Raw genomic sequence first — 23,644 nt, 5'->3', positions numbered from 1 at the left:
GTGAACGAATCCGCAGGGAGCGTGGGTCGTCCTCTGTCGCCACCGGCCTCTGAATACCGGAAATTGAACATTTTAAGGAAAAAGGGTTTCAATCATGATCAGATCGCCACTCCCCCAGACCGATTACATGACCTCCGGACACGTGGGCTGTCCCGGCTGCGGCGCCACGGTAGCCATGAAATTCGCCCTCCGCGCCCTGGGCGAAAAAACCATGATGGTGATTCCCGCCTGCTGCTGGGCCATCATCGCCGGTTCTCATCCTCAGTCCTCCCTCAAGGTCCCGATCCTGCACACCGCTTTTGCGACGGCCGGCGCAGCGGCCAGCGGTCTTCGGGCAGCGCTCGACATGAAAGGCGACACCGACACCGTCGTGGTGGCCTGGGCCGGCGACGGCGGCACCTTTGACATCGGTTTCCAGGCCCTCTCCGGTGCAGTGGAGCGCAACGAGGATTTCATCTATGTCTGTTACGACAATGAGGCCTATATGAACACCGGCGTCCAGCGCAGTTCGTCAACGCCCTTCGGGACGCGCACCACCACGACGCCCGGTTCGAACTGGAAGCAGACCCGGAAAAAAAATATCGTGGAGGCCCTGGCGGCCCACCGCATCCCTTACGCCGCAACCGCCAGTATCGCTTTTCCCGAAGACATGATCCGGAAATTCCAGCGAGCACGGATGCTCAAGGGCGGCAGCCGCTTCATCCATGTTTTCGCCACCTGTCCCACAGGGTGGCGGGTCCCCACCGATCAGTGCATCAAGATCGCCCGACTGGCGGTGCAGACCCGTATTTTTCCCCTTTACGAAGTGACTGACGGCATTCACTATACCCTCAATCAGGATGCCTCCCCCCGCCCGGTCAGGGATTATCTTCAGGTCCAAGGACGCTTCAGCCATTTATCCGAGGTCGATTACGATACAATTCAGGGGATGGTGGACGAAGACTGGATGCTGCTGAAGCGTAAAGTCGGGCCGTGGCCGTCTGAAACCGACATCTGAACCGGGGTCGGCAGGCGGCCGGATTCATGTCGAACATCCGGCTGGAGAACCGACTGCCGACATTCCAGGCCGTCGGTGAAAAGCCCGGAGAGATGACCCGGAGGACGCTTCATGGCCGGTTCCGGGATGCCTCGCACCCCTGCCGGCGGGTCTCCGCGCCCGGAACCCGGGGCACGACGGTCGCCGACAGGAAGTCCGCCGCACATTGGGCATGGATGGCCGCCCCCAGGGAAAGCACTGTCTCGTCGAAATCGAACAGAGGACTGTGAAGGGGGTGATCGAAACCCATGTCCGGGTTACCCGTCCCCATGAACCAGAAGGCGCCCGGAATCCGCTCGTGAAAATAGGCGACATCCTCGCCCCCCATGAACGGCCGCTCGGTACAGATCACCCGGGATGCCCCCACGACCTTTGCAGCCGCCTCCCGAAGAATGGAGACCATGCCGAGGGCGTTGTAAACGGACGGATACTCCATCCTGACATCGAGACGGAAATCCCCGCCGTGCTTTCGGGCGGTCGCTTCGACGGTCTCCCGGAACATGGCAACGACACGATCCCGCTGCTTCGGGCTCAAAGCCCGGATGGTGCCTTCAAGCGTCACGGTGTCCGGGATGATGTTGTTGGCGGTCCCGCCGTGGATCGTCCCGAATGCGAGGATAATCGAATCCAGCGGGTCGGTTCTCCGGGATATGATGGTCTGGGCGGCATTGATACAATCCGCGGCCATGACGATGGGGTCCACCGCCTGATGGGGAAGAGCCACATGCCCGCCCTTTCCGATCACCTCGAGGGTGAACCCCGCCGATGACACCGTGCAATACCCTGGCGTCACCATCACAGACCCCTGGGGGACACCGGGATGGACGTGACAGGTGAAAAGCCCGTCCACCCGGGGGGTGTCGAGAACACCGTCGCGGATCATGGGCAGCGCCCCGCCGGGCAACCGCTCTTCGCTGGGCTGGAAGATGAATTTGACGTTGCCCTCGAGGGTTTCGGCACCACGGCGGAGGAGCGCCGCCGCTCCCAGCAACATGGCGGTATGGCCGTCATGGCCGCAGGCATGGGCTTTGCCGTCGATGCGCGAGCGATGTTCGCCCGCTGTGCGATCCGTCATCGGCAGGGCGTCCATATCCGCTCGAAAGGCGACCGTTCGGGTCTTTCTTTGCCCATACAGCAAGCCCACCACTCCGGTGCCGCCGACCCCTTCCCGAACCGAAAGACCCAACCCCTTCAGATAATCGGCGACAATCCGGGCCGTCCGCGTTTCGGTCATCCCGGTTTCAGGGTGCCGATGGAGATCCCTTCGGATCTCGCCGAGCTCTGCCTGGATAATCTTTGCATCCGTCAAAAACCGATTCATCTCGTCTTCCTTCACGCGCCGCTGCGGCGGCAAGTCATACCGGATTCAGTATCTCTTCTCAACTTTCGACTCTCACAGGCCGGTGCCGGGAGGATACGGCCCGCGCCCTGCGCGGTTTAGTTCAAGTGCCGCCAAAGCTTGCTCCGGGCGGCCCGGAAAGTCGTCACCGACGCCCCCGCATCCCCGGCTCCGAATACATGATTTTCGCTTGAGCGGCGCAGCCGAGGATGACCATGCCGAAAAACGCCCACGGGGTGATGTGGGGCTCGAGAGCGATGGACTGAATCACCAGAACCGCTCCGAAAACGGAAGACAGAAATATAATGGCCCAATCAAACAGAAAGGCCATGAGAGCGATTCCCACGATCCCTCCAAGGAGGCATATCAGCCAGACGAACTGGGTTTCGTGATAACCGAACACCTTGAGGAAATAGAACGTGACGTAGGCGCCGACCATAAAGCCCGCCACACCGACGGCGATCTTCTTCAGGAGGAAAGCGGACACGGCAAAAAGGAGGCCGATCAATACGGCAATGCCCAGGATGACGTACTCCTCCTGGGGCCCTAAAAACCTTTCGGTATAGGTCAGTCCAGCCATGAGCCCAAGGCTGCCCACGAAGAGCCAGAAAAGCTTTCGTCCGATAAAGAGAATCATAATACCGACGACGGTTCCCGGAATATTGACCATGAGCACTCCCTCTCCCCTGCATTGCGAATGAAGATCCAAAAAGACGCGATCCTGAAAGGTCCGGCCTCACGCCATCGGTTTCCGGCCTTGATTCATTGGACCTGAACGGATATACTGTAACAAATAATTCGCTTGATCTCAACGATCCACTGATGGTTTGCGACGCTGCCCCGAAAAGTGTCGGGGCCGTTCAAGCAAATGATCCGGTCGGGTATGGAGTGACGATATGAACACGATTTTCCGCTTCTTCCGAAGCGGCCTTTCATGCATGATATGGTTTTGGATTCTCGCAGCGGGGGTGATGCCGGCACAAGGTGCGACCCTCCTTTCGGAAGCGGCCTTGCCGCCGGTTCCGCCCGATAATCAGCAGATCACCCTTGAAGCGGCGAACCGGCCTTTGGGAGAAATTCTCGCCGCCATTCAACGCGAATGCAGCGTCGAGGTGACGGGACTCGATGCCCGCCTGGGGGAGTCGATCAGCTTCTCGGCGGCGGACGAGTCCGCGGAGGTCGCCATCAAGCGTCTTCTCCGCAACCTGGATGAAACGAACTACGCGTTTTTCTACAACCAGACCCAGTTGCACCGGGTTTCCGTCGTACCGAAGGCCAGGACGGGCGCCACGCCCGCCTCTGGCGGCTGCTGTTCCGGAAATCGGACCCGAAGCCGGCGAAGCGGCGCCGAGTCCTCAGGATGCGTCGGAAAAGGCGGTCCAGGTGAGCAACGTCAACACCGGGACTCAGGCGGAAGACCTCGATCTTCGCGAAGGCGATCTGGTGATCGAATATGACGGCATCCGCATCGAAAACACCCAGCAGTTGGTTTCCATCGTGAAGGAGAAGGCGGATGCGGACACCATTGAAATGGTGGTGGTCCGGGACGGGACCCCGCATCGGATGACACTGAAGGGCGGCCTGATCGGCATCAACGTCAAGACGGTGCCGGTCTCCGGGACAGTGCCGGAGCAGCCCTAGCGGCGGGTCTCTTCAGCGGACGACGATCCTAATCGGTGAATCCGGGCGGAAGGCCGTCCGAAGCATCCCCTTTGACGGTCGGCGTCCTTTCCGGCGTCCGATGCCGGCCAATAGCGAGATCGAGCCCGGCCGCGCGTCCCCGTTCACGGAAGGATCCCACTGAAAGACGCATCGCCTCCATGGGTTCGACGATGACGGCAGGCCTGGCCTGAACGGGGCAGTAATGTTCGCAGAACCCGCATCCGCTGCACCGGGATTCATCCACAAAGGGCACGGAAACCGATGCCTCGGGAACCGTTCTGAGGGAGATGGCGTCATAGGGACAGACCTCGTCGCAGACCAGGCATCCACGGTCGAATTCCCATGCCAGACATTTCTGCCGCAGGATCTGGGCCGTACCGATCTTGGCCCAGATTTTCTCCTCCGGCGACAGGGCCCGTATGGCGCCGGTGGGACAGACATGGCCGCAGACGTTGCAGAGGGGTTCGCAGGCGCCCCGGCGAGGCGTGACCCGCGGGGTAAAAAAAGACTCAAGCCCGGCACCCATCCCCATGGGTTGAAGGGTGTTGGTGGGGCAGGCCTTCATGCAGACCCCGCACCGAACGCAGCGGGCAAGAAAATCGTTTTCAGGAACGGCCCCCGGCGGCCGGATCAGGTCTGCGGGATGGATCCGGCCTGGGACAATCTCGTTTCGCCGATATCCCAATCCCGTCAGGACCACCATCGCCGTGCCGACGCCGGCGAGACCCGCCAGCAGCATCTCCCGGCGTTTCGGAAGCGCGGGGGGCGTCGTCGATGCAGGCCCGCCCGCAGCGAAAGAAATCGCCCCGGTCGGGCACATCCGCTCACAGGCACGGCAGGTGATACACGCCATGAACGCCGTCTCGAAGGGGTTCGAAGGAATCGCCGCCATTGGGCAGGCCTTGCGGCACCCGCCACATGCCACGCAGGCGTCGGAGACGTTTCGCCGCATCAGCGGCTTCGCGGAAAAGAGTGCGAAAGCGGCGCCTGCAGGACAGACATACCGGCACCAGAATCTCGGGGCCAGCCACCCTGCGGCAAGGATCCCGCCCACCGTCGTCAGCGTAAACCATTGGAATGCATATCGGGGAATGTCGATCTGCAGATAAGCGAGGCCGCTCAACCCCAGCGCATCGGCTGCAGGGCGTACGAGCGTCAGCGCGGCACTGCAGATCAAGGCGGCCGCCGGATAGATCAGCAGCCCGAAAAAGCGCGTTACGAGGACAATTGGCGAAGCAAGGACGGCCGGCGACACCCCCGCAACAGCGGCGCCGGAGATCGAGAAGAGGAGCAGGTATTTGAGCCGCCCCCAGGCGACAAACCGTTCCGTTTCCCCACCGGGACGGCGTTCCCGGCCGTGACGAATGAGCCCATCCGAGGCATCGATGAGGGCGCCCAGCGGACATACATAGCCGCAGAAAACACGCCCAAGCACCAGAGCCGTCAACAGGAAGGCCGCGGCCGGCCACAGGACGACGATCAGTGTCCGCGCACTCAGACAGCTTGCGAGGGCAACCACGGGGTCCATCCGCAGAAAAGTGTCCACCGGCAGCGGGGAAACCATCGGAAAAGCGGCCAGGGTGATCAGAGCTGCAAACAGGAGAAAGCTGAGCGTTTGCAGGATTCTCTGTAAAGACGGTCTCATGACGATCCATAGGGTTGAAGGCTTGGTAGACTGAAGGCTGAAGGCTGAAGGCTGAAGGCTGAAGGGGTGCGCCAGTAACGAACGGAGCGGTTATTCCCCTTCAGTCTTCAGTCTTCAGTCTTCAGCCTTTATCCGCACTATATACGGCCGCAGCCGGGGCGGTCAATAATCATTCGGCATTTACATCCTTTGGAGACGCCCCCCACACCCATGGATTCAGGCTTCCGCTTCCGCAACGATCAGGTTTTCCACGTCCATGCGGCCCAGACCCCGTTCATGGGCGATGCGGATATGCTTGACCTGGCGGGGTTCGAACCGGCGGCCGTACCATTCGAACATGCGAACGGTCTGGGCGTCGGCAGCCACCATGTCCGCCGATGCGATCACCGTATCCATTCTGAGCACCTTCCCAGGGCCCGCAGGTCCGTCCGTGGAAAGCACCCGCGTGGCGTCCACCACCACCAGACCGGGTTTCAGAAGGCCGGCCAGGTCGACGATGGATGAGTGGAGATCATGGCGGACATGCATGACCCAGCGATCCCATATCAATCCCATCATGCCCTTCATGGAGAGGCTGACCCCCGCACTGCCGTGGGACTTGGCCACCGGCGCCGCGATGAGAACGTCCGACTCCAGAACATCCCGCACGACATCGGTTTCTTTCATCTCGACCCCGCGGGGAATCGGCACCTTTGCAAAAAATTCGCTGTTGGTCAGACCATAGACCATCTCCTCATCGAAAACGGCACAGGCTTTTTTGATCCCTTCGATACAAAGCTCCTGCTTCCGCAGCGGGTGGTCCAGCACCCTCACCCTCCCGGCGCCGGCCGCCTTACACATGGCCACCAGTTCTCTGACGATTTCGGGATGGGTGTTGGTTCCCCGCTCCGGATCGTGGGCGAAGCTCATATTGGGTTTGATGACCACCTTCTGACCGGGTTTTACAAATTTGTCGATGCCGCCAAGCAGTGCGACGGCTTTTCGGGCGGCCGCTCCCGGGGCACCCCTGGCAACGGCGATATCAGGCGCCCCGGCGCCCGAGATCGATCGGGGAAGAACCATTCCGCCGGCAAGGAGCATGGCGAGGTGGAACTGCTGACGGATGAAGGACCTTCGGTCGATCTTTTCGGATATAAACGTCTGGAAAAACCGGTGTGCATTCATGTCGCCCTCCCTTGCCCGTATCACGTTTTAAAAACGACGGATGTTGGCGGGGCTGTCTGTTTTTTTGTGAAAAGTTTTGACACGATAGGCAATTGCAACTAAATTAATCACGCTGACGACCAAAGACAACCCGCCGTACAAGCGGTCCATTATCAACCCAATCGGAGGACAGAATGACATTGGCGTTTGAGCCCATCTCCCTGGAGAAACAGCAGCCGTACCGTGAACGTCTGAAGAATTCCCTGTGGGAGGCTTCGGATTACAGCTTCATCAACCTGTGGGGGTGGGCGCGGGAATACGGACTTGAGTGGGCATGGGACGACGATCTGGTCTGGATTCGTCAGTCATGGCCCACCGAATTGTTCTGGGCTCCCGTCGGAAAGTGGGAACAGGCGGACTGGGCCGATCGTCTCAGGGATCGATTTTCGGAAAATTCGATCGTCATGCGGGTTCCCGAACCCCTGATCCGGCACTGGAAACACGCTTTGAAGGACCGTATCGCCGTCACGGCCACGGAAGAACACTGGGACTATCTCTATTCGGTTCAGGATCTCATCGAGCTCAAGGGAAATCGATATCACAAGAAGAAAAATCTGTTGAACCAGTTCCTGCGAAAGTACGACCACGCTTATCAGACGCTGACCCCCGATCTCATCCATCACGCCCTGGAGATGCAGGAAGACTGGTGCGTATGGCGGGACTGCGAATCCGACGAGACTCTCGCCTCGGAAAATCGTGCCATTTCGCGCGTTATGGCCTACTGGGACGATCTTGACGGGATTTTCGGCGGCGCCGTTATGGTAGAGGATGAAATGGCCGCCTTCACCGTGGCGGAACAGATGAACGACGAGACCGTTCTGATCCACTTCGAGAAGGGGATTGCCGAGTACAAGGGCATCTACCAGGCCGTCAACCAGATGTTTCTCGCCCACAACCCTCACCTCCAGCGGGTGAACCGTGAACAGGATATGGGTGAGGAAGGACTCAGAAAATCCAAACGGTCCTACCATCCGGTCGATTTCGTGCGAAAATACAAGGTAACCTTCGCTTGAGTCGAGCGGACACCGTGGGGATCCGATCATGCTGATGATACTGTCGCCTGCCAAAACGCTCGATTTCGAAACGCCGCCTGCGGCAGCGGGCCATTCGCTGCCGGCGTTTCTGGATCAGTCGGAAATCCTGATAAAAATCCTCAGGGGTTATACCCCGGAGGGCCTGGCCCAACTGATGGGGATCAGCCCCGGACTGGCAGAGTTGAACCATCGCCGTTTTGCCTGCTGGAGCCGCCCCTTTTCCACCGAAAACGCCAAGCCGGCTGTTCTGGCGTTTAAAGGCGACGTGTACGAGGGACTTCAGGCGGATGATTTTTCGGATACGGCGTTTCAATTTGCACAGAACCACCTCCGGATCCTTTCCGGTCTCTACGGCCTGCTCCGTCCCCTGGATCTCATCCAGGCCTACCGGCTGGAGATGGGAACCCGAGTGCCCACCAAAAGGGGAAAGGATCTCTATCGCTTCTGGGGTAATCGGATCACGGATGCCCTGAACGAGGCTGTCGACGACCACGACGAAAAGATTCTCGTCAACCTGGCATCCAACGAATATTTCAAGGCCGTCGTCCAAAAGGGTTTGTCCGCCGGGATCGTTACACCGGTCTTTATGGATTTCAAGGGCGGGAAATACAAGGTGATCAGCTTCTATGCCAAAAAGGCCCGGGGGATGATGGCGCGGTTCGCTATTCGAAACCGGATCGATAAATCCACTGATCTCAAAACCTTCCGGGTGGCGGGTTATGGGTTCGATCCGGGGCTCTCCTCTGAAGACCGGTGGGTCTTTTCCCGGAAGTCGATCTGACGGGCATTATCGGCCGAAGCCGGGCGTCAGGCATCAGGGCGCCATTGCTTTTTTGAAACATTTCAGATATAGGATTGGATAATCCGTGGGTTCCGAGCCTGACGAACCCATCATGACAGCGTTTCAGATCCCCGTCAAAACGGCATCTTCCTCCGAGACACCGACACCCAAACACAAGGAGGCCCGTATGACCCATCAAATCGAAGTCATCGTCAAATGCCCCAATTGCGGAAAAAGCCTGATGAATCCCTCGGTTCAGGTGGACAATCTGCCTTCCATCGAGCTGGAAGCCGTCATCGAGAACAAAAAGGGACGTATCTACCTGAGCCAGATCTATGGCAGTTACAACAAGGTCTTCGAAGGGGTGGACGACATCCCCGACGCTGTGGTGCAATGCGCCTGCCCGTTCTGCCACGACCTTCTCCCCATCGTGAAAACCTGTACCTGCAAGGCCCCCGTGGCCAGTGTGAACCTGGCATTGGGTGGAAGCGTCAATTTCTGTACCCGCAACGGATGTAAAGGACACTCCCTCGAGTTTGAAAATTCGGACGATGCGTTCAAGCTGTTTCTCGACAGGGATGAATCACGCTACCTGTAGCGGCTTTCAATGCCGCGGAGATCGGCAGGAGGAGATTCATGGGACGATCGGTGGATCCACCGCGATCCCGGTGATGACGCCGTGGCACCGACACGCGGTGGACACCAGGAATCGGCCTTCGGCCGCCTCCAGTCTGCTAAGCAGCGCAAAAAGCGCATCCGGCCGATATCCACCGACGCCGGGACACAACTGCCGGCTCCGGATCACCAGGGGGTCGAAATCCTCGAAGCGAATCTCCGCAAGGAGACGAAACATATCGGGCTCCCGGGGTGCGCCGGTGACCGTGCAGATCCCGGCCGGCTCCGGACAGTCGTCCGGACAAAGAAAATCGGCGTGGGTAACGTAGATATCACCGCCGGCGCCCCGAACGGGGTTGCGAAGCAGGCTGTTCAATTCCACGGGCAGGGGAATACGGCGTGCGCGATGGGCTAATCTCCCAAGACACCACTCGGATGCCAGGTGAACGGGCACGGCAGGTATGATCCAATCCGGTGGATCTCCCGCTCCGAGATGTTGAAGGATAAAGCGAACCCCGTCCATGTTCTCGAAGGCGCACCGGGGGTGTTCCACCGGAAAAAACCGGTGCTCGTCCGGATCCACCACGACGAACCGCGCGGATGCCTTGATCCGGGACAAACGCTCGAGGGCGATCATACCGAATCGCCCGGCGCCGATAATCCATACGGTTTCCCGAATTCGGGTATTTTCGTTTGTCATTCCGGTGAGTTTCCTTCGGATGCCCGCTGGTTATGTTTCATTTATCAGGAGGATCACGGGTCCTGTCCCTCCATAGACATGATCCCTATTCAAGACGTGTATAGGATATCGAGGCTGTTCCGTCAACAGGAATACCGATGAAATGTCCGTAAATACTGGGGCTGAGGACGCGGATGACATCCAGAACATGAGCGTGAATCCTGAAAACTCAGAACTTTCCACAAAGCTGGAAGCACTCTACCGGTCCATTAACCGACGCAATTTCGTTCATCCCGATCCATTGGAGTTCCTGTACCGATATGAATCCCTCCGCGACCGCGAAATCGTCGGGATCGTCGCCGCGTCCCTTGCCTATGGACGCGTCACCCAGATCCTGAACAGCGTCGGGAAGATCCTCTCGGTTATGGGGCCTTCGCCGGCGACGTTTCTGGAAAAAGCCGACACCGGAACCCTCGACCACCGATTCAGGGGATTCAAACATCGCTTTGCAGGAGGTGCCCATATCCGGGATCTGCTCATGGGTGTCAAGGCGATGATCCGCCATGACGGATCTCTGCGGCAATCCTTCATGAAACATTTTAACGCCTCGGACCCATCCGTGGCTCCTGCGTTGGACGGATTCTGTCGCGAGCTTTGCGCCATGGGGGATCCCGGTCATCTCGTGCCGCTTCCCGGCAGAGGGAGCGCCTGTAAACGCATCAACCTTTTTTTGAGATGGATGGTCCGGACGGATGACGTCGATCCGGGTGGATGGGCAGGAATTCCCCCTTCCAGCCTCATCGTTCCTCTGGATGTCCACATGCACCGCATTGCCCTTCATCTCGGACTCACGCAGCGGAAGTCCTGCAGCATGGCCACCGCTCTGGAGGTTACCGCGGGATTTGCACGGTATGCACCGGCGGATCCGGTTCGCTACGATTTCGCGCTCACCCGATTGGGAATCCGAGACGATTTGTCGATAACGGATTTTGGCCTGTGACGCGGTGAATCCGGTTGGGGGAATCGAGATAAAATCCATTGCATTTCGGGACAAAAGGCGTTATATTAATGATATCTTTTGATAAGATAATACAATCTCCACCGCTCCGGCATGCCGTACATTCGCCATTTGGATTGAAATAAAGCGCAAACAGGCGCAAACACACAGGCGCAAACACACAGACGCGCGACACCTCACGGATCGATTTCAGCTATGGTTCCGGCACCCTGCGCCTCCACGCGATCGTCCCCGCGTCCTTTGAAATCGGTAACGCCGGCACCGAAACAGCGGGCGAACAAAACATGCCGCGACCGACATGATCAAAATGTCTGAAAGCGTTTTATTACCATCATCATAGAACGGCAGCGATACCATAACCCCAACACCAAAGGAGGTTCGTATGTACAACAAGATCCTGGTTCCATTGGATGGGTCCGATCGGGCGGAAGCCATTTTGCCGCATGTCGAAGAGTTGGCGAAACGCTATGATTCCCAGATCATTTTCATGCGTGTCGTGGAGGGTGATTATTTTGTTCCCGGTTACCAGGAGGTTGTCGATATCAGCGGCTACGAGGAGGAATACGCCCGGCGCAAAAAAGAGGTTGAGACCTATCTGGAAGACATCACCCGGCGTTTCACTGAAAAAGGGATCAACAACAAATCCATCATCTCCTACGATTCGGTGGTACAATCCATTCTGAACACGGCGGAGAAGGAGGAAGCAGACCTGATCGCCATCGCCAGCCACGGACGGAGCGGACTGGCCCGAGCCTTTTACGGCAGCGTGGCGTCGGGCGTCCTGAACCGTATCGACCGGCCGTTGCTCATCATCCGGTCGAATTGATCATCATCTCCAGGGAAGTGCATCCGGTGAAATCCGCTGAAGACCGAAGCCGTTGAATCGGGAGTCTACAGGCCGTTGAGCATTTCTTTCGTTGCCAGGGCACCGACAGGGCAAACGGCGGCACAAGCGCCGCAGGATGTGCATTCGGCGTTGAAAACCGTATCATCGCCCTGAAAGCTGACGATCGTATCGAACCCACGCCTGGCGAATGAAATGAGCGGCTGCCCGTGAAGGTTGCGGCAGACATGGATGCACTTCCCGCACAACACACATCGATTGGGGAAATAGACGAGGCTGGGGTGGGTTTCATCCCTTTCCACAGGTTTGAGGTAATTCTCGAGATGCTTCGGCTTCAGGCTGACCTTGAGACGCCGGGCAAGATCCTGAAGCGCGCATTTCCTGTTGGCATGACAGTTTTTGCAATCCACATGATGCACGGAGAGCAGCAGTGCCAGGGCCGATTGCTGCAAGGCTCTCACGGCGGGCGTATCGGTGCGGACGACCATGTCGCTTCGGGTGAGGACCGTACAGGACGTAACGGGCTGTTTTTCGCCTTCGATCTCGACAAAACAGAGGCGACAGGCCGCCCAGGGTTCACCCATGCCCTCCATCCAGCAAAGATTTGGAATGTCGATACCGTTTTCCAGGCAGGCCGCCAGAAGGGGCACCCCCTCTTCCACCGAAATTTCTCGATTGTCCACTATAATGTTAACCATGTCCCCATATCCTCAGGGTTCTTGATCATAAGCAAAAAACGCATCCATGGGGTATATCAGCCCTCTTTGGAAGCGTCGGTCGAGGTCTCCGGGTTCTCATCCTCAATCGGATCCCCGCTTTCCCGGGCATCCGGCGTCGGGGGCGTCTCGGGTCTTTGAATGACGGGAGCCAGCGACGGCGGAGAGACCTTTCGCACGGCATCGTATTCAGGCGGACAGGCCACCACGCACTCCCCACATTTGACGCAGAGACTCTGGTCGATCCCTTTCTTTCGGGTGCTGGTGGTAAAAACGGCATCCGTCGGGCAGACGAGGGCACAGGCATCGCATCCCCGGGCGCAGGCATCCAGATCGATATAGAAGGCCGTGAGCGGTCTGCACATCATTCCCGGGCATCGCCCCTCTTTCAGGTGGGCCTCGTATTCGTCCCGAAAGTATTTCAAGGAGGTCAGCACTGGATTGGGCGCGGTCTTTCCCAGACCGCAGAGCGACCCGGCCTTGACATCCCCGGCAAGCGACGCCAACAAATCCAGGTCGCCCTCGTGCGCCGTACCGCAGGTGAGTCGGTCGAGAATGCTCAGCAGATGCCGGGTGCCGATGCGGCAAAAGGTGCATTTACCGCAGGATTCCTTCTGGGTGAAATCCAGAAAATACCGTGAAACATTCACGACGCAGGTATCCTCATTCATGACCACCATTCCGCCCGAACCCATCATGGCGCCGGCCCCGGTGAGCGAATCGAAATCAATGGGCGTGTCCAGAAACGACTCCGGCAGGCAACCGCCGGAGGGTCCGCCGATCTGCACCGCCTTAAACCCCTTGTGGTTGGGGATGCCGCCGCAGATGTCAAAAATGAGGGTTCGCAGGGTTACCCCCATGGGAATCTCGACCAGCCCCGGATGCACCACATCGCCAACGACGGAAAAAACCGCCGTTCCAGGGCTGCCTTCGGTGCCGATGCCTCTGAACCAGGCAGCGCCCTGAGTCACGATGGGCGGCACCAGGGCGAGAGTCTTGACATTGTTGATGACGGTCGGACGACCGTACAAGCCGCTTTTCACCGGATACGGCGGCCGATGTCTGGGCATGCCGCGATAGCCCTCGATGGATTGAATCAAACCCGTCTCCTCGCCGCAGACAAACGCCCCCGATCCCTCGAAGATGTCGATTTCGAGGTTGAATTCGCTGCCCAGAATTCCTTCTCCCAGGAGATTGAGTTCATGAGCCTGGCGAATCGCCCGGGCAAGGGTTTTCACCGCCAGGGGATATTCGGCACGAACATAGATGATAGCCGCATCGGCACCCACCGCCAATGCGCAGATCATCATCCCTTCCAGGACCTGATGGGGGTTGCTTTCGAGGAGGGTTCGGTCCATATAGGCGCCGGGATCCCCTTCGTCCGCATTGCAGATGACGATCTTGTTTTCATGCTCGACCCGAAACGCCATTTCCCACTTGACGCCTGTCGGAAAGCCGGCGCCGCCGCGTCCTCGAAGTCCGGACTGTTTGATCATGTCGACAATCTCTTCGGGCGGCATCTGAAGCGCTCGGAACAGGGCGGCGTATCCGTCGGCTGCAATGTACTCGTAGATGTCGTCGGGATCGATTTTCCCGCATTTATCCATGACAACCCGTTTTTCCATGCTGAACCGGGAAAAATCCATGACCGACGGGATCATGTCGTTCACCTCGGTGGCACCATAAACATGCTCGAATCGCGGGTCTCCGCCCTCGATGTACATTTTCGTCAGCATCTTTGCCTTGCCCGGGGTCACCTCATGGTAAAAAATGGGGGGAAACCCGGCATCCGGATGTTCGATGATGACCACCGGCTCGGCGTAACAATGCCCCAGACAGCCTACGGTGTGTACATGCGCCTCGATATTCCGTTCCTTGAGGGTCTCTTCGAAGGCGGCCTTGGTTTCGAGGGCGCCGGCGGCGATACCGCAGGTAGCCATGCCGATATGGATCTTCGGTGCCGCCGACAGACGAAACAGATCCTGCCGTCGAACGGCTTCCCGGCGGAGCGCGTCAAATTTCGTCTTGATAGTCTCTTTAATTTCCGGATTCATGTTTGTTTCTCTCCGCGATCTCTTTTTGGATCTGAATTCGCGAAAACAGACCCTCGACCTTGCTGGGGGCCATATGGGCATGGACATCATCTCCGATCAAGGCTACGGGTGCAAGAGCACAGCAACCGACACACGCAACGCGTTCGATGCTGAATTCCCGGTCTTCGGTGGTTTCCCCTTCCTTGATGCCCAGCCGCCGCTCGAAATTTTCGAGGATGATGTCGCCGCCCTTGACATGGCATGCGGTTCCCATGCAAACCTTTACGGGGTATTTCCCCGGCGGATTGAATCGAAACTGATTGTAAAAGGTGGCGACGCCGAAAACCTCGGATGGCGGAATCTCGAGATATTCGGCAACGATTTCGATGGCTGCGGGTGGGAGGTAGGCCAGCTTGGCCTGCATCAGTTGCAGCATGGGGATGAGATTTCCCCGTTGCTTTGTATAGTCCCGGGCGATCCGTGCGCGCAATTCCGCAATCAGGGTCGCTTCCTTTGCAAGAATCTCGTCTTCCATTGACAACTCCTCATCCATCGAGATCCCCGATCAGATCTTCTCCATGGCCCCGTAGGCCGCCTGAATTCGCTCCAACAGGATATGACAGAATTTTTCCATGATATTGAAACCAAAGGCCACGTTTTCCGTCATTATCCCTCTCAATTCCGATCCCTTGAGCACCAGGATTCCAGTCGCCTCCCGGCAGGTGGCCGTGGACATCATCACATGGGTTTCGTTCAGCAAAGTCGACCAGCAGCCCAGGACCCGGCCTTTTCCCAGGCTCTCAATCGTGATCCGACCCTTCCGGCTTCCCAGGTCCAGGGACCGTTCCAGAAACACGAGGCCGTCCAGGATAACGTAAAGATTCTCACCGGAATCCCCCTGCTCGAAAATCGTCTCTCCGGCGGCATACGGTTTGAACCGGCAAATGCCTGCAATTCTCTGGATATCCGCCCTGTTCAATCCATCAAAAAACTCACATTTCTCCAACGCGTCGACAATCATCGATTTTTCCATGGGTATTTCCCTTTACTCAACGTTCGACTTTGATAGGCCGTATCTTTACGATCACGCTCATGAAAGTCGAAAGTTGAGCCCTTTATAGATGCATTCGCGAAGCACACGATCGTTTTCAGAAACGAACCATATTTCATATCGAAAGAGATGTCAAATGCCGTGACACGCCCCTTTCCGGTCGATCTCACGAAAGTTATAAGTTACGCCTTGATGATTTCCGGAAACAGGCGTATGTTAGTCTCACCCTCAGTTTTTGGCCGATCGAGGAAAGTTGCAGGAAAAGATACCCGGAACACAACCAAAGGAGGCCGAGATGACCGTCAAAGTTCTCATCAAACGCGTTGTTCCCAGGGATAAGGCAAAAGAGATGATACCGCTTTTCAGGCAAATGCGGCAGCTGGCCACCCAGCAGCCGGGTTATATCTCTGGAGAAACCTTGAAAAGCATGGACCGCCTGGACGTGTTCCTGGTGATCAGCACGTGGCAGTCCGCCGAGGATTGGGAGAAATGGCTGTTAAGCAAGACGCGACAGGATGTTCAGGCCAAAATCGATGCCCTGCTCGGTGGGAAAACGGAATACGAACTCTTCCAATACGGCGTTACCGATTGACCCGAAGGTGCAGGCTGAAGACTATAGGCTGAAGGCTGAAGGCTGAAGGCTGAAGGGGTGCCTGTGCGACGGATGGGGCGATGATGCCCCTTCAGCCTTCAGTCTTCAGCCTTTCAGTCTTTCAGCCTGCACCTCTACCGTATGACAAGCACCGGACAGGGGGTGGTATGAAGCACGCGATGGGTCACGCTGCCCAGGAACAGCCCTTGAAAATCAGTGCACCCCCGGGATCCCATGATGATCATATCGCACGCTTCGATGTCGGCCGCCTCGGTGATCTTCTCCCACGGTGCACCCTCCAGAACGCGTTCCTTGAATCCGACTCCCGCTTTTCCGAGCACCTCCCGGCAGGGATCGATAATCCGGTCGGCGTCCTCCTGAATCCTGTTGATCGCCTCCTGGAGATAGGGTTCCCCTAACAGCCTGGGAAAGGGTTTGTGGCAATGAACCAGGAGCACCTCGGCGTCTCCGACCAGTTTAACCAGCTCGATCGCGTATTCAAGCGCCCTTCCGGCACTCTCCGACCCGTCAACAGGCACCAGAATTTTCTTGAGCTTCATGCAGGGCCTCCTTTGGCAGCGGTTCATGAAACGGCATCCGAAGACGCGTAGCGGCGTTAAATGGAATACTGCCGTTCGTCCGAAATGTCGTTGTTTATTATTGACACCTTAAAATGCTATCGTTTATCATTATCAATTTACAACTTCGGTTTGGATTCGGTGGGGTTCCGTTGCCGTGAGCGTTCCGCCGACAACGCCTGCGCCCGATTGAAGCAACGAATCGATGGACGAAACCGTCTGAAAACCGACGTTGTACAAATGCATCATCATTCATTATCAGGAGAATATCATGATTGGGAAAAAAAGTGACTATAAAGAGAAAACAGATCGCCTGACGGCGGTTTTCGAAACGAACATGGGCGATTTCGAGATTGAACTGTTTGCCGGGGAGTGCCCGGAAACCGTATGGAATTTCGTCAATCTCGCCGAAGGACGACAGGATACCCAACGGGGCGGTAATTTTTACGACGGCCTCTCCTTTCACCGTGTTATCGAAGGCTTTATGATCCAGGGCGGCTGCCCTTTCGGCATGGGCAACGGCGGTCCCGGGTACCAGTTCAAGGACGAGTTCAGGCCCGGGCTCAAACATGACGGTCCCGGCGTCCTGTCCATGGCAAACGCCGGCCCGGGAACCAATGGGAGCCAGTTTTTCATCACCCTGGACGCCACGCCGCATCTTGACGGCCGTCATACGGTTTTCGGCAAGGTAACGAGCGGCCTCGACGTTGTTCAGAATATCGGACGGGTAAAAACCAATCACATGGACAAGCCCCTCGAGGCCGTCGTCATGAAAAAGGTCACCATCCGGAGATAATGTCGGAACAGGATCCTTTTCCGGGTCCTCTTCTTTTTGCCCGCTCAACTTTCGACTTGCATAGGCCGGTGCCGGTCACCATCATGAAAGTCGACAGTTGAGTACCCATATTTACATCCGCAAGTGCGTTTCTGCAGCCGCGCCACAAAAGGAGTCGTCTTATGGTAGCTTTCAAATTTCAGGAGATGTTTCCTCTAGGAGAGGATCCAACGGAATACCGCCTGTTGACCCGGGACCATATCAGCGTGAAGTCCTTCGAAGGCAAGCCCATGCTCATTGTCGAACCCGAAGGGTTGACCTTGCTGGCAGAACAGGCCTTCAGGGATGTTTCCCACCTCTTGCGACCGAGCCACCTCGAACAAGTAGCCGCCATCCTGGACGACCCCGAGGCCTCGAAAAACGACCGGTTTGTTGCGCTGGAAATGCTGAAAAACGCCGTCATATCGGCCGAGATGGCTTTTCCCCTCTGTCAGGATACCGGCACCGCCGTCATCATGGGCAAGAAAGGCCAGCAGGTCTGGACCGACTTCAACGAAGAGGAAGCCCTCAGCCGGGGCGTTTTCAACACCTACACCCAAACAAGCCTGAGATACTCTCAGAATGCCCCCCTCGACATGTACACCGAAAAGAACACCGGTTGCAATCTCCCGGCCCAGATCGACATTCACGCCGTCAAGGGAGATGCCTACAAGTTCCTGTTCATTGCCAAGGGCGGCGGTTCGGCCAACAAAACCTATCTTTATCAGGAGACCAAGGCCGTACTCCATCCCGACACCCTGTCGGCGTATCTCACGGCCAAAATGAAGACCCTCGGCACCGCAGCCTGCCCGCCGTACCACCTCGCCTTCGTGATCGGTGGAACCTCGGCCGAACTCAACCTCAAAACGGTCAAGCTGGCCAGCGCCAAATACCTGGACGAACTGCCGACCCAGGGCAATGAAGGCGGGCAAGCCTTCCGGGATCTCGAGCTCGAGGAACGCCTCCTCGAGGCCGCTCAGGCGCTGGGGCTTGGCGCGCAGTTCGGCGGCAAGCATTTCTGCCTGGATGTTCGCGTCGTTCGGCTTCCGAGACACGGCGCGTCCTGCCCTATCGGCATGGGCGTCAGCTGCAGCGCAGACCGCAACATCCGGGGCAAAATCACCCGGGACGGTATTTTTCTGGAAAAACTGGAAACGCATCCGGCCCGGTTCCTCCCCGAGATCACCCACGAGGCGTCGGATGCGGTTCGCATCGACCTGAACCAGCCCATGGACGAGATCCGCGCCGTTCTCAGCCGGCATCCCGTATCCACCCCCTTGCTCCTTACCGGGAAAATCGTCGTTGCCCGGGATATCGCCCACGCCAAACTCAAGGAACGCATCGACAGGGGTGAAGATCTGCCCCAGTACATCAGGGATCACATCATCTATTACGCCGGACCGGCCAAGACTCCGGACGGGTATGCCTCCGGATCCTTCGGACCGACGACGGCCGCACGAATGGATCCATATGTCCCCATTTTTCAGGAACGGGGCGGATCGATGGTCATGCTGGCCAAGGGGAACCGCTCCCGGGTCGTAACCGAATCCTGCAAGAAATACGGCGGGTTTTATCTCGGCTCCATCGGCGGCCCGGCAGCCCGCCTGGGCAAGGAATGCATCACCCATGTGGAACTCATCGAATATCCCGAGTTGGGCATGGAGGCGATATACATGATCACCGTCAAGGACTTCCCCGCATTCATTCTCGTGGACGACAAGGGTAACGATTTCTTTGACGGCCTTCTGTAATAATGTTACTCACCGTTCCCGCGTTTGCCGCGGGAACGGGCGCCTTTTCACCCGTCCCTTTCAATATCTGATTTGCCCGAAAGGCCGGCATTACCGCTGGCACCTGCCATCAGGCCGGTGATCGCCTTCGCCGGGTGAAAAAAACCCACAGGCTTGTCGAAGCAGTGATTGGATAACAAGGTTATCAATATAACATTTTAATTTCTCTTTATTTATTTTGATTAACATGCACTTTTCCAGCTTATCAGTAAACTTTTTTCTTTACAATTCCATTGTATTGGAATAACTATTTGATTTCAGTTCATTCGACCCTTTCGCGCAAGTACGTTCTGTTTTTGCAACAGATTGACCATACATAACGAAGGAGAAAATTCTGCTATGGCAAAAGTAATGAAAACCGTCGACGGCAACACCGCTGCCGCTCACGTGGCCTACGCCATGAGCGACGTCGCCACCATTTATCCCATTACGCCATCATCTCCCATTGGAGAGATCGCCGACGAATGGGCCGCCGGGGGACGAAAAAACATCTTCGGGCAGCCGCTTCTGGTTCGCCAGCTCCAATCCGAGGCAGGGGCGGCGGCATCGGTGCACGGTTCTCTGGCCGGAGGGGCATTGACCTCCACATTCACCGCTTCCCAGGGGCTTCTCCTGATGATCCCCAACATGTACAAGATGTCTGGAGAACTGCTTCCCGGTGTTCTTCACGTGACCGCTCGCGCCATTGCCGGACACGCCCTGTCCATTTTCGGCGACCACCAGGACGTCATGGCGGTCCGCCAGACCGGATTCGGCCTGCTCGCCTCGGCTTCGGTTCAGGAGGTGATGGATCTCGGACTGGTGGCCCATCTCTCCGCCATCAGGGCCAGTGTTCCCTTCGTCCATTTCTTCGACGGCTTTCGAACCTCCCATGAGATCCAGAAGATCGAAACCATCGACTACGCCGATATGGCCGACCTGGTCGACTGGGAAGCCATTGCGAGATTCCGGGCACGCGCGGCCAATCCGGAACGCCCGGAACTCCGGGGCACGGCCCAGAACCCCGACGTCTACTACCAGGGCGTTGAAACACGAAACGCCTATTACGACAAGACGCCCGGCATCGTCTCCGACTACATGAAAAAGGTCAGCGCCTTGACCGGCCGGAACTATCGTCCCTTCGATTACGTCGGGGATCCTGAAGCCGATCGTGTGGTCATCTCCATGGGGTCTTCCTGCGAGACCTTCGAGGAAGTGGTCAACTATCTAGTCGATCGCGGCGAGAGTGTTGGCCTGGTCAAGGTCCGCCTTTACCGCCCCTTTGCGCCGGAATACCTGTTTGCGGCGATCCCGGCGACGGCTGCCCGCATCGCCGTCATGGACCGGACCAAAGAGCCCGGCGCCAAGGGGGATCCGCTCTACAAGGATGTCTGCACCGCCTTCCTGGAAAAGGGCGAGATGCCCGCCATCGTCAACGGCCGCTACGGTCTGGGATCCAAGGAATTCAACCCGGGCATGGCCAAGGCCGTATTCGACAACCTGAAAGCCGCGGGCCCCAAGAACTACTTCAACGTGGGCATCGAGGACGACGTCACCCACACCTCCCTCGATTACGACGAAAACTTCGACGTCGCGCCCGAGGGGACGGTTCAGTGTAAATTCTGGGGGCTGGGTGCGGACGGTACCGTTGGGGCCAACAAGAGCGCCATCAAGATCATCGGCGACAACACCGACATGTATGCGCAGGCCTACTTCGCTTACGACTCCAAGAAATCCGGCGGGGTCACCATGTCTCATCTTCGTTTCGGGAAAACGCCGATCCAGTCCACCTACCTGATTCGCTCCGCCGACTATATCGCCTGCCACAAATCGAACTACGTCGACATCTACGACGTCCTGGACGGCATCAAGGGCGGCGGCACCTTCCTGCTCAACTCCAATTGGCGCCTGGAAGAGATGGAGGCCAAACTGCCTGCCGCCATGAAACGGACCATCGCCCGGAAGAAACTGAAATTCTACAACATCGATGCGGTCTCCATCGCCGGTGAGGTGGGGCTGGGCGGACGAATCAACATGATCATGCAGACGGCTTTCTTCAAGCTGGCCAATGTCATCCCCGTGGATGACGCCATCGGCTACCTGAAGGATCAGATCCGGAAAATGTTCGGCAAGAAAGGCGACAAAATCGTCAACATGAACATCTCCGCCGTCGACAAAACCCTCGACAAACTCGTCCAGATCGACTACCCCGAGACATGGGCCACGGCTGCTGACGGCCCCGCCGTCAAACGGGACGAGCCGCCGTTCATCACCAATGTCCTCCGTCCCATGGTTTCCCAGATGGGCGACCGCCTGCCGGTCAGCGCCTTCAATCCCGACGGGATCTTCCCGGTGGCCACGTCCAAATACGAAAAACGCGGTGTAGCCATCAACGTTCCCCAGTGGCTTCCGGAAAACTGCATCCAGTGCAACCAGTGCGCCATGGTCTGCCCCCACGCGGCCATCCGCCCGTTCCTCGTCACCGAAGCGGAGGCGAAAAACGCTCCGGAAGATTTTGCCGTTCTGGAGGCCAAGGGCAAGGACCTCAAGGGATACAATTTCAGGATCCAGGTCTACAGCCAGGACTGCATGGGCTGCGGCAACTGCGCGGACATCTGTCCCGCCAAGACCAAGGCTCTCGTCATGAAACCCATCGAGACCCAGCTGGATACCCAGGTGCCCAACCTGGCCTACGCGGAAAGCCTTCCGATCCGGGACGATCTCATGCCCCGAACCTCCCTCAAGGGAAGCCAGTTCCAGCAGCCGCTTCTCGAGTTCTCGGGCGCCTGCGCCGGCTGCGGCGAAACGCCCTATGCCAAGCTGATCACACAGCTCTTTGGAGAACGAATGGTCATCGGCAACGCCACCGGATGCACCTCCATCTGGGGAGGCTCGGCGCCGGCCATTCCCTATTGCGTCAACAAGGACGGATTTGGTCCCGCCTGGGGCAACTCTCTGTTCGAAGACCCGGCCGAGTTTACTTACGGCATCTTCCTGGCACAGCTTCAGCAGCGCCGGAAGCTGGCGGAACTCGTTACCCAGGCACTCGACACCGATATCCCCCAGGAACTCAAGGATGCTCTCCAGGGATGGCTCGAGAACGCCAGGGATGCCGCCGGCTCCAAAAAATACGGCGACCGGCTGAAGGCCATGCTGCCGACTTATGAAGGCAACGCTCTGCTCGCCGACATCCTGAGCTATCAGAAGCTCTTCACCAAAAAATCCTACTGGGTCTTTCTGGGTGACGGCGCGGCTTACGACATCGCCTACGGCGGATTGGATCACATCATGGCGTCGGGAGAAGACATCAACATCATGGTCTACGACACCGAAGTCTACTCCAACACCGGCGGTCAGTCCTCCAAAGCGACACCCATCGGTTCCATAGCCAAGTTCGCGGCGTCAGGCAAGAAGACCATCAAAAAGAACATGGGGGCCATGGCCATGACCTACGGGTATGTCTATGTGGCCAATATCTCCATGGGCGCCAACAAGAACCAGGCATTGAAAGCCCTTGTGGAAGCCGAGGCTTACGACGGACCGTCCCTGATCATGGCTTATGCGCCCTGTATCAACCACGGCATCAAGAAGGGAATGGGCAAGACCCAGGAGGAGATGAAGCTGGCGGTGGATTCGGGATACTGGCCGCTCTATCGGTTCAACCCGGACCTCAAAAAGGAAGGCAAGAATCCCTTTGTTCTCGAATCCAAGGCCCCGGACGGCAGTCTCCAGACGTTCCTTTCCGGAGAGGTCCGTTACGCCGCTCTCGAGAAACTCTTCCCGGAAGAGTCCAGAAAGCTGAGGGCCGCTATCGAAACACAGTATATGGAACGGTACCTGCAACTCAAGCAGCTTTCGGAAATGCAGCCGCCCGAGCTTCCCAAGCCCGAAGTTGAAATAGGGGCGGCAGGATCGACGGACGCCTGCGTGCTTTCCGAAACCCCGGAACACGGCGGCAGGCCCGGCACCGGCGAAGCGTGTGACGACGGTCGCGCCGGCGGCAACTAATCCAGTCTTCTCAATGATTCCCCGCTCGATATTCCGAACGGGGAATCGCAGCATTCCGAACTGACGGCAACGGCCGTCCCCCTGCAGGGACGGCCGTTGCCTGCTTTGGCAGCCGAACAGGTCTTATCCTATCCGGCGGCCTTTATTTTCGCGGTATTACATTCGTCGACGAGATCCTCTCTCAACCCCCAAGACCGGCATTCCTCGGGCATCCCCGAGTTCCGGCC

Annotated in this window: 22 protein-coding genes; 12 read left to right on the top strand and 10 right to left on the bottom strand. The window is 57.7% G+C overall.

Translation table 11 applies throughout. The annotated features are described in order from the left end of the window. The first annotated feature begins 94 nt into the window (after positions 1-94). Entirely contained in the window at positions 95-997 is a 903-nt protein-coding gene (locus dmul_RS09060; RefSeq protein WP_020876385.1) for a thiamine pyrophosphate-dependent enzyme, read from the top strand. Positions 998-1,106: 109 nt separating this feature from the next. Here the strand turns inward: dmul_RS09060 and dmul_RS09055 are convergent, their stop codons facing one another. Together dmul_RS09055 and dmul_RS09050 are read right to left on the bottom strand one after the other, a co-directional pair. Next, positions 1,107-2,357: a M20 metallopeptidase family protein gene (locus dmul_RS09055; protein ID WP_020876386.1), complete on the bottom strand. Its 1,251-nt coding sequence runs from the start codon at positions 2,355-2,357 to the stop codon at positions 1,107-1,109. 163 nt (positions 2,358-2,520) lie between these two features. Then, the gene (locus dmul_RS09050; RefSeq protein ID WP_020876387.1) at positions 2,521-3,045 is read right to left on the bottom strand and encodes a TM7S3/TM198-like domain-containing protein; all 525 of its coding nucleotides are present in this window, start codon (positions 3,043-3,045) and stop codon (positions 2,521-2,523) included. Positions 3,046-3,271: 226 nt separating this feature from the next. Here dmul_RS09050 and dmul_RS20470 point away from each other — a divergent pair, with 226 nt between their 5' ends. Further along, on the top strand, positions 3,272-3,832 hold the full coding sequence (locus tag dmul_RS20470; RefSeq protein WP_070962282.1) for a hypothetical protein: 561 nt from the start codon (positions 3,272-3,274) through the stop codon (positions 3,830-3,832). Then, the gene (locus dmul_RS20465) at positions 3,819-4,016 is read left to right on the top strand and encodes a hypothetical protein (protein ID WP_070962280.1); all 198 of its coding nucleotides are present in this window, start codon (positions 3,819-3,821) and stop codon (positions 4,014-4,016) included. The genes dmul_RS20470 and dmul_RS20465 overlap by 14 nt, the downstream gene beginning before the upstream one ends. A 28-nt stretch (positions 4,017-4,044) precedes the next feature. Here dmul_RS20465 and dmul_RS09035 read toward each other — a convergent pair whose 3' ends face one another. Both dmul_RS09035 and dmul_RS09030 read right to left on the bottom strand, forming a co-directional pair. Continuing rightward, on the bottom strand, positions 4,045-5,682 hold the full coding sequence (locus dmul_RS09035; protein WP_020876389.1) for a 4Fe-4S binding protein: 1,638 nt from the start codon (positions 5,680-5,682) through the stop codon (positions 4,045-4,047). 216 nt (positions 5,683-5,898) lie between these two features. Further along, positions 5,899-6,846 carry a DUF362 domain-containing protein gene (locus dmul_RS09030; protein ID WP_020876390.1) on the bottom strand — a complete coding sequence of 316 codons (948 nt, stop codon included), beginning with the start codon at positions 6,844-6,846 and terminating at the stop codon, positions 5,899-5,901. A gap of 173 nt (positions 6,847-7,019) precedes the next feature. On the opposite strand from dmul_RS09030, the gene dmul_RS09025 reads away from it, so the two are divergent. The 3 genes from dmul_RS09025 to dmul_RS09015 all read left to right on the top strand — a co-directional run bounded on the left by dmul_RS09025 (position 7,020) and on the right by dmul_RS09015 (position 9,298). Next, complete coding sequence (locus dmul_RS09025; protein ID WP_020876391.1) at positions 7,020-7,898, top strand: DUF2156 domain-containing protein; 879 nt, start codon at positions 7,020-7,022, stop codon at positions 7,896-7,898. 28 nt (positions 7,899-7,926) lie between these two features. Further along, the gene (gene yaaA, locus dmul_RS09020; RefSeq protein ID WP_020876392.1) at positions 7,927-8,700 is read left to right on the top strand and encodes a peroxide stress protein YaaA; all 774 of its coding nucleotides are present in this window, start codon (positions 7,927-7,929) and stop codon (positions 8,698-8,700) included. 187 nt (positions 8,701-8,887) lie between these two features. Next, entirely contained in the window at positions 8,888-9,298 is a 411-nt protein-coding gene (locus tag dmul_RS09015) for a hypothetical protein (protein WP_020876393.1), read from the top strand. 36 nt (positions 9,299-9,334) lie between these two features. Here dmul_RS09015 and dmul_RS09010 read toward each other — a convergent pair whose 3' ends face one another. Continuing rightward, positions 9,335-10,015 carry a hypothetical protein gene (locus tag dmul_RS09010; RefSeq protein WP_020876394.1) on the bottom strand — a complete coding sequence of 227 codons (681 nt, stop codon included), beginning with the start codon at positions 10,013-10,015 and terminating at the stop codon, positions 9,335-9,337. 142 nt (positions 10,016-10,157) lie between these two features. Here dmul_RS09010 and dmul_RS09005 point away from each other — a divergent pair, with 142 nt between their 5' ends. Next, positions 10,158-10,994 (top strand): TIGR02757 family protein, encoded by an 837-nt coding sequence (locus dmul_RS09005; protein ID WP_020876395.1) that lies wholly within the window; start codon positions 10,158-10,160, stop codon positions 10,992-10,994. A gap of 400 nt (positions 10,995-11,394) precedes the next feature. Then, positions 11,395-11,838 carry a universal stress protein gene (locus dmul_RS09000; protein WP_020876396.1) on the top strand — a complete coding sequence of 148 codons (444 nt, stop codon included), beginning with the start codon at positions 11,395-11,397 and terminating at the stop codon, positions 11,836-11,838. Between the two features lie 65 nt (positions 11,839-11,903). Here the strand turns inward: dmul_RS09000 and dmul_RS08995 are convergent, their stop codons facing one another. From dmul_RS08995 to dmul_RS08980, 4 genes are read right to left on the bottom strand one after another with little or no spacing between them, the layout of a single operon-like run. Further along, positions 11,904-12,554, bottom strand: coding sequence for a 2Fe-2S iron-sulfur cluster-binding protein (locus tag dmul_RS08995; protein ID WP_020876397.1), 651 nt, complete (start codon positions 12,552-12,554; stop codon positions 11,904-11,906). Positions 12,555-12,610: 56 nt separating this feature from the next. Next, the gene (locus dmul_RS08990; RefSeq protein WP_020876398.1) at positions 12,611-14,626 is read right to left on the bottom strand and encodes an NADH-ubiquinone oxidoreductase-F iron-sulfur binding region domain-containing protein; all 2,016 of its coding nucleotides are present in this window, start codon (positions 14,624-14,626) and stop codon (positions 12,611-12,613) included. Beyond that, positions 14,610-15,140, bottom strand: coding sequence for an NADH-quinone oxidoreductase subunit NuoE (gene nuoE / locus dmul_RS08985; protein ID WP_020876399.1), 531 nt, complete (start codon positions 15,138-15,140; stop codon positions 14,610-14,612). The genes dmul_RS08990 and nuoE overlap by 17 nt, the downstream gene beginning before the upstream one ends. Before the next feature lie 30 nt (positions 15,141-15,170). Then, complete coding sequence (locus dmul_RS08980; RefSeq protein ID WP_020876400.1) at positions 15,171-15,638, bottom strand: Crp/Fnr family transcriptional regulator; 468 nt, start codon at positions 15,636-15,638, stop codon at positions 15,171-15,173. A gap of 313 nt (positions 15,639-15,951) precedes the next feature. On the opposite strand from dmul_RS08980, the gene dmul_RS08975 reads away from it, so the two are divergent. Beyond that, positions 15,952-16,248, top strand: coding sequence for an antibiotic biosynthesis monooxygenase family protein (locus dmul_RS08975; RefSeq protein WP_020876401.1), 297 nt, complete (start codon positions 15,952-15,954; stop codon positions 16,246-16,248). Positions 16,249-16,382: 134 nt separating this feature from the next. Here dmul_RS08975 and dmul_RS08970 read toward each other — a convergent pair whose 3' ends face one another. Beyond that, on the bottom strand, positions 16,383-16,808 hold the full coding sequence (locus tag dmul_RS08970; protein ID WP_020876402.1) for a universal stress protein: 426 nt from the start codon (positions 16,806-16,808) through the stop codon (positions 16,383-16,385). A 289-nt stretch (positions 16,809-17,097) separates the two neighbouring features. Here dmul_RS08970 and dmul_RS08965 point away from each other — a divergent pair, with 289 nt between their 5' ends. The 3 genes from dmul_RS08965 to nifJ all read left to right on the top strand — a co-directional run bounded on the left by dmul_RS08965 (position 17,098) and on the right by nifJ (position 23,417). Then, positions 17,098-17,622, top strand: coding sequence for a peptidylprolyl isomerase (locus tag dmul_RS08965; RefSeq protein ID WP_020876403.1), 525 nt, complete (start codon positions 17,098-17,100; stop codon positions 17,620-17,622). 161 nt (positions 17,623-17,783) lie between these two features. After that, on the top strand, positions 17,784-19,391 hold the full coding sequence (locus tag dmul_RS08960) for a fumarate hydratase (protein ID WP_020876404.1): 1,608 nt from the start codon (positions 17,784-17,786) through the stop codon (positions 19,389-19,391). A 378-nt stretch (positions 19,392-19,769) separates the two neighbouring features. Further along, entirely contained in the window at positions 19,770-23,417 is a 3,648-nt protein-coding gene (nifJ, locus tag dmul_RS08955; RefSeq protein WP_020876405.1) for a pyruvate:ferredoxin (flavodoxin) oxidoreductase, read from the top strand. The last annotated feature ends 227 nt before the right edge of the window (positions 23,418-23,644 follow it).

Origin of the sequence: Desulfococcus multivorans (assembly GCF_001854245.1) — a bacterium.
Lineage (GTDB): Bacteria > Desulfobacterota > Desulfobacteria > Desulfobacterales > Desulfococcaceae > Desulfococcus > Desulfococcus multivorans.
This window is presented reverse-complemented; position numbering and strand designations above follow the sequence as displayed.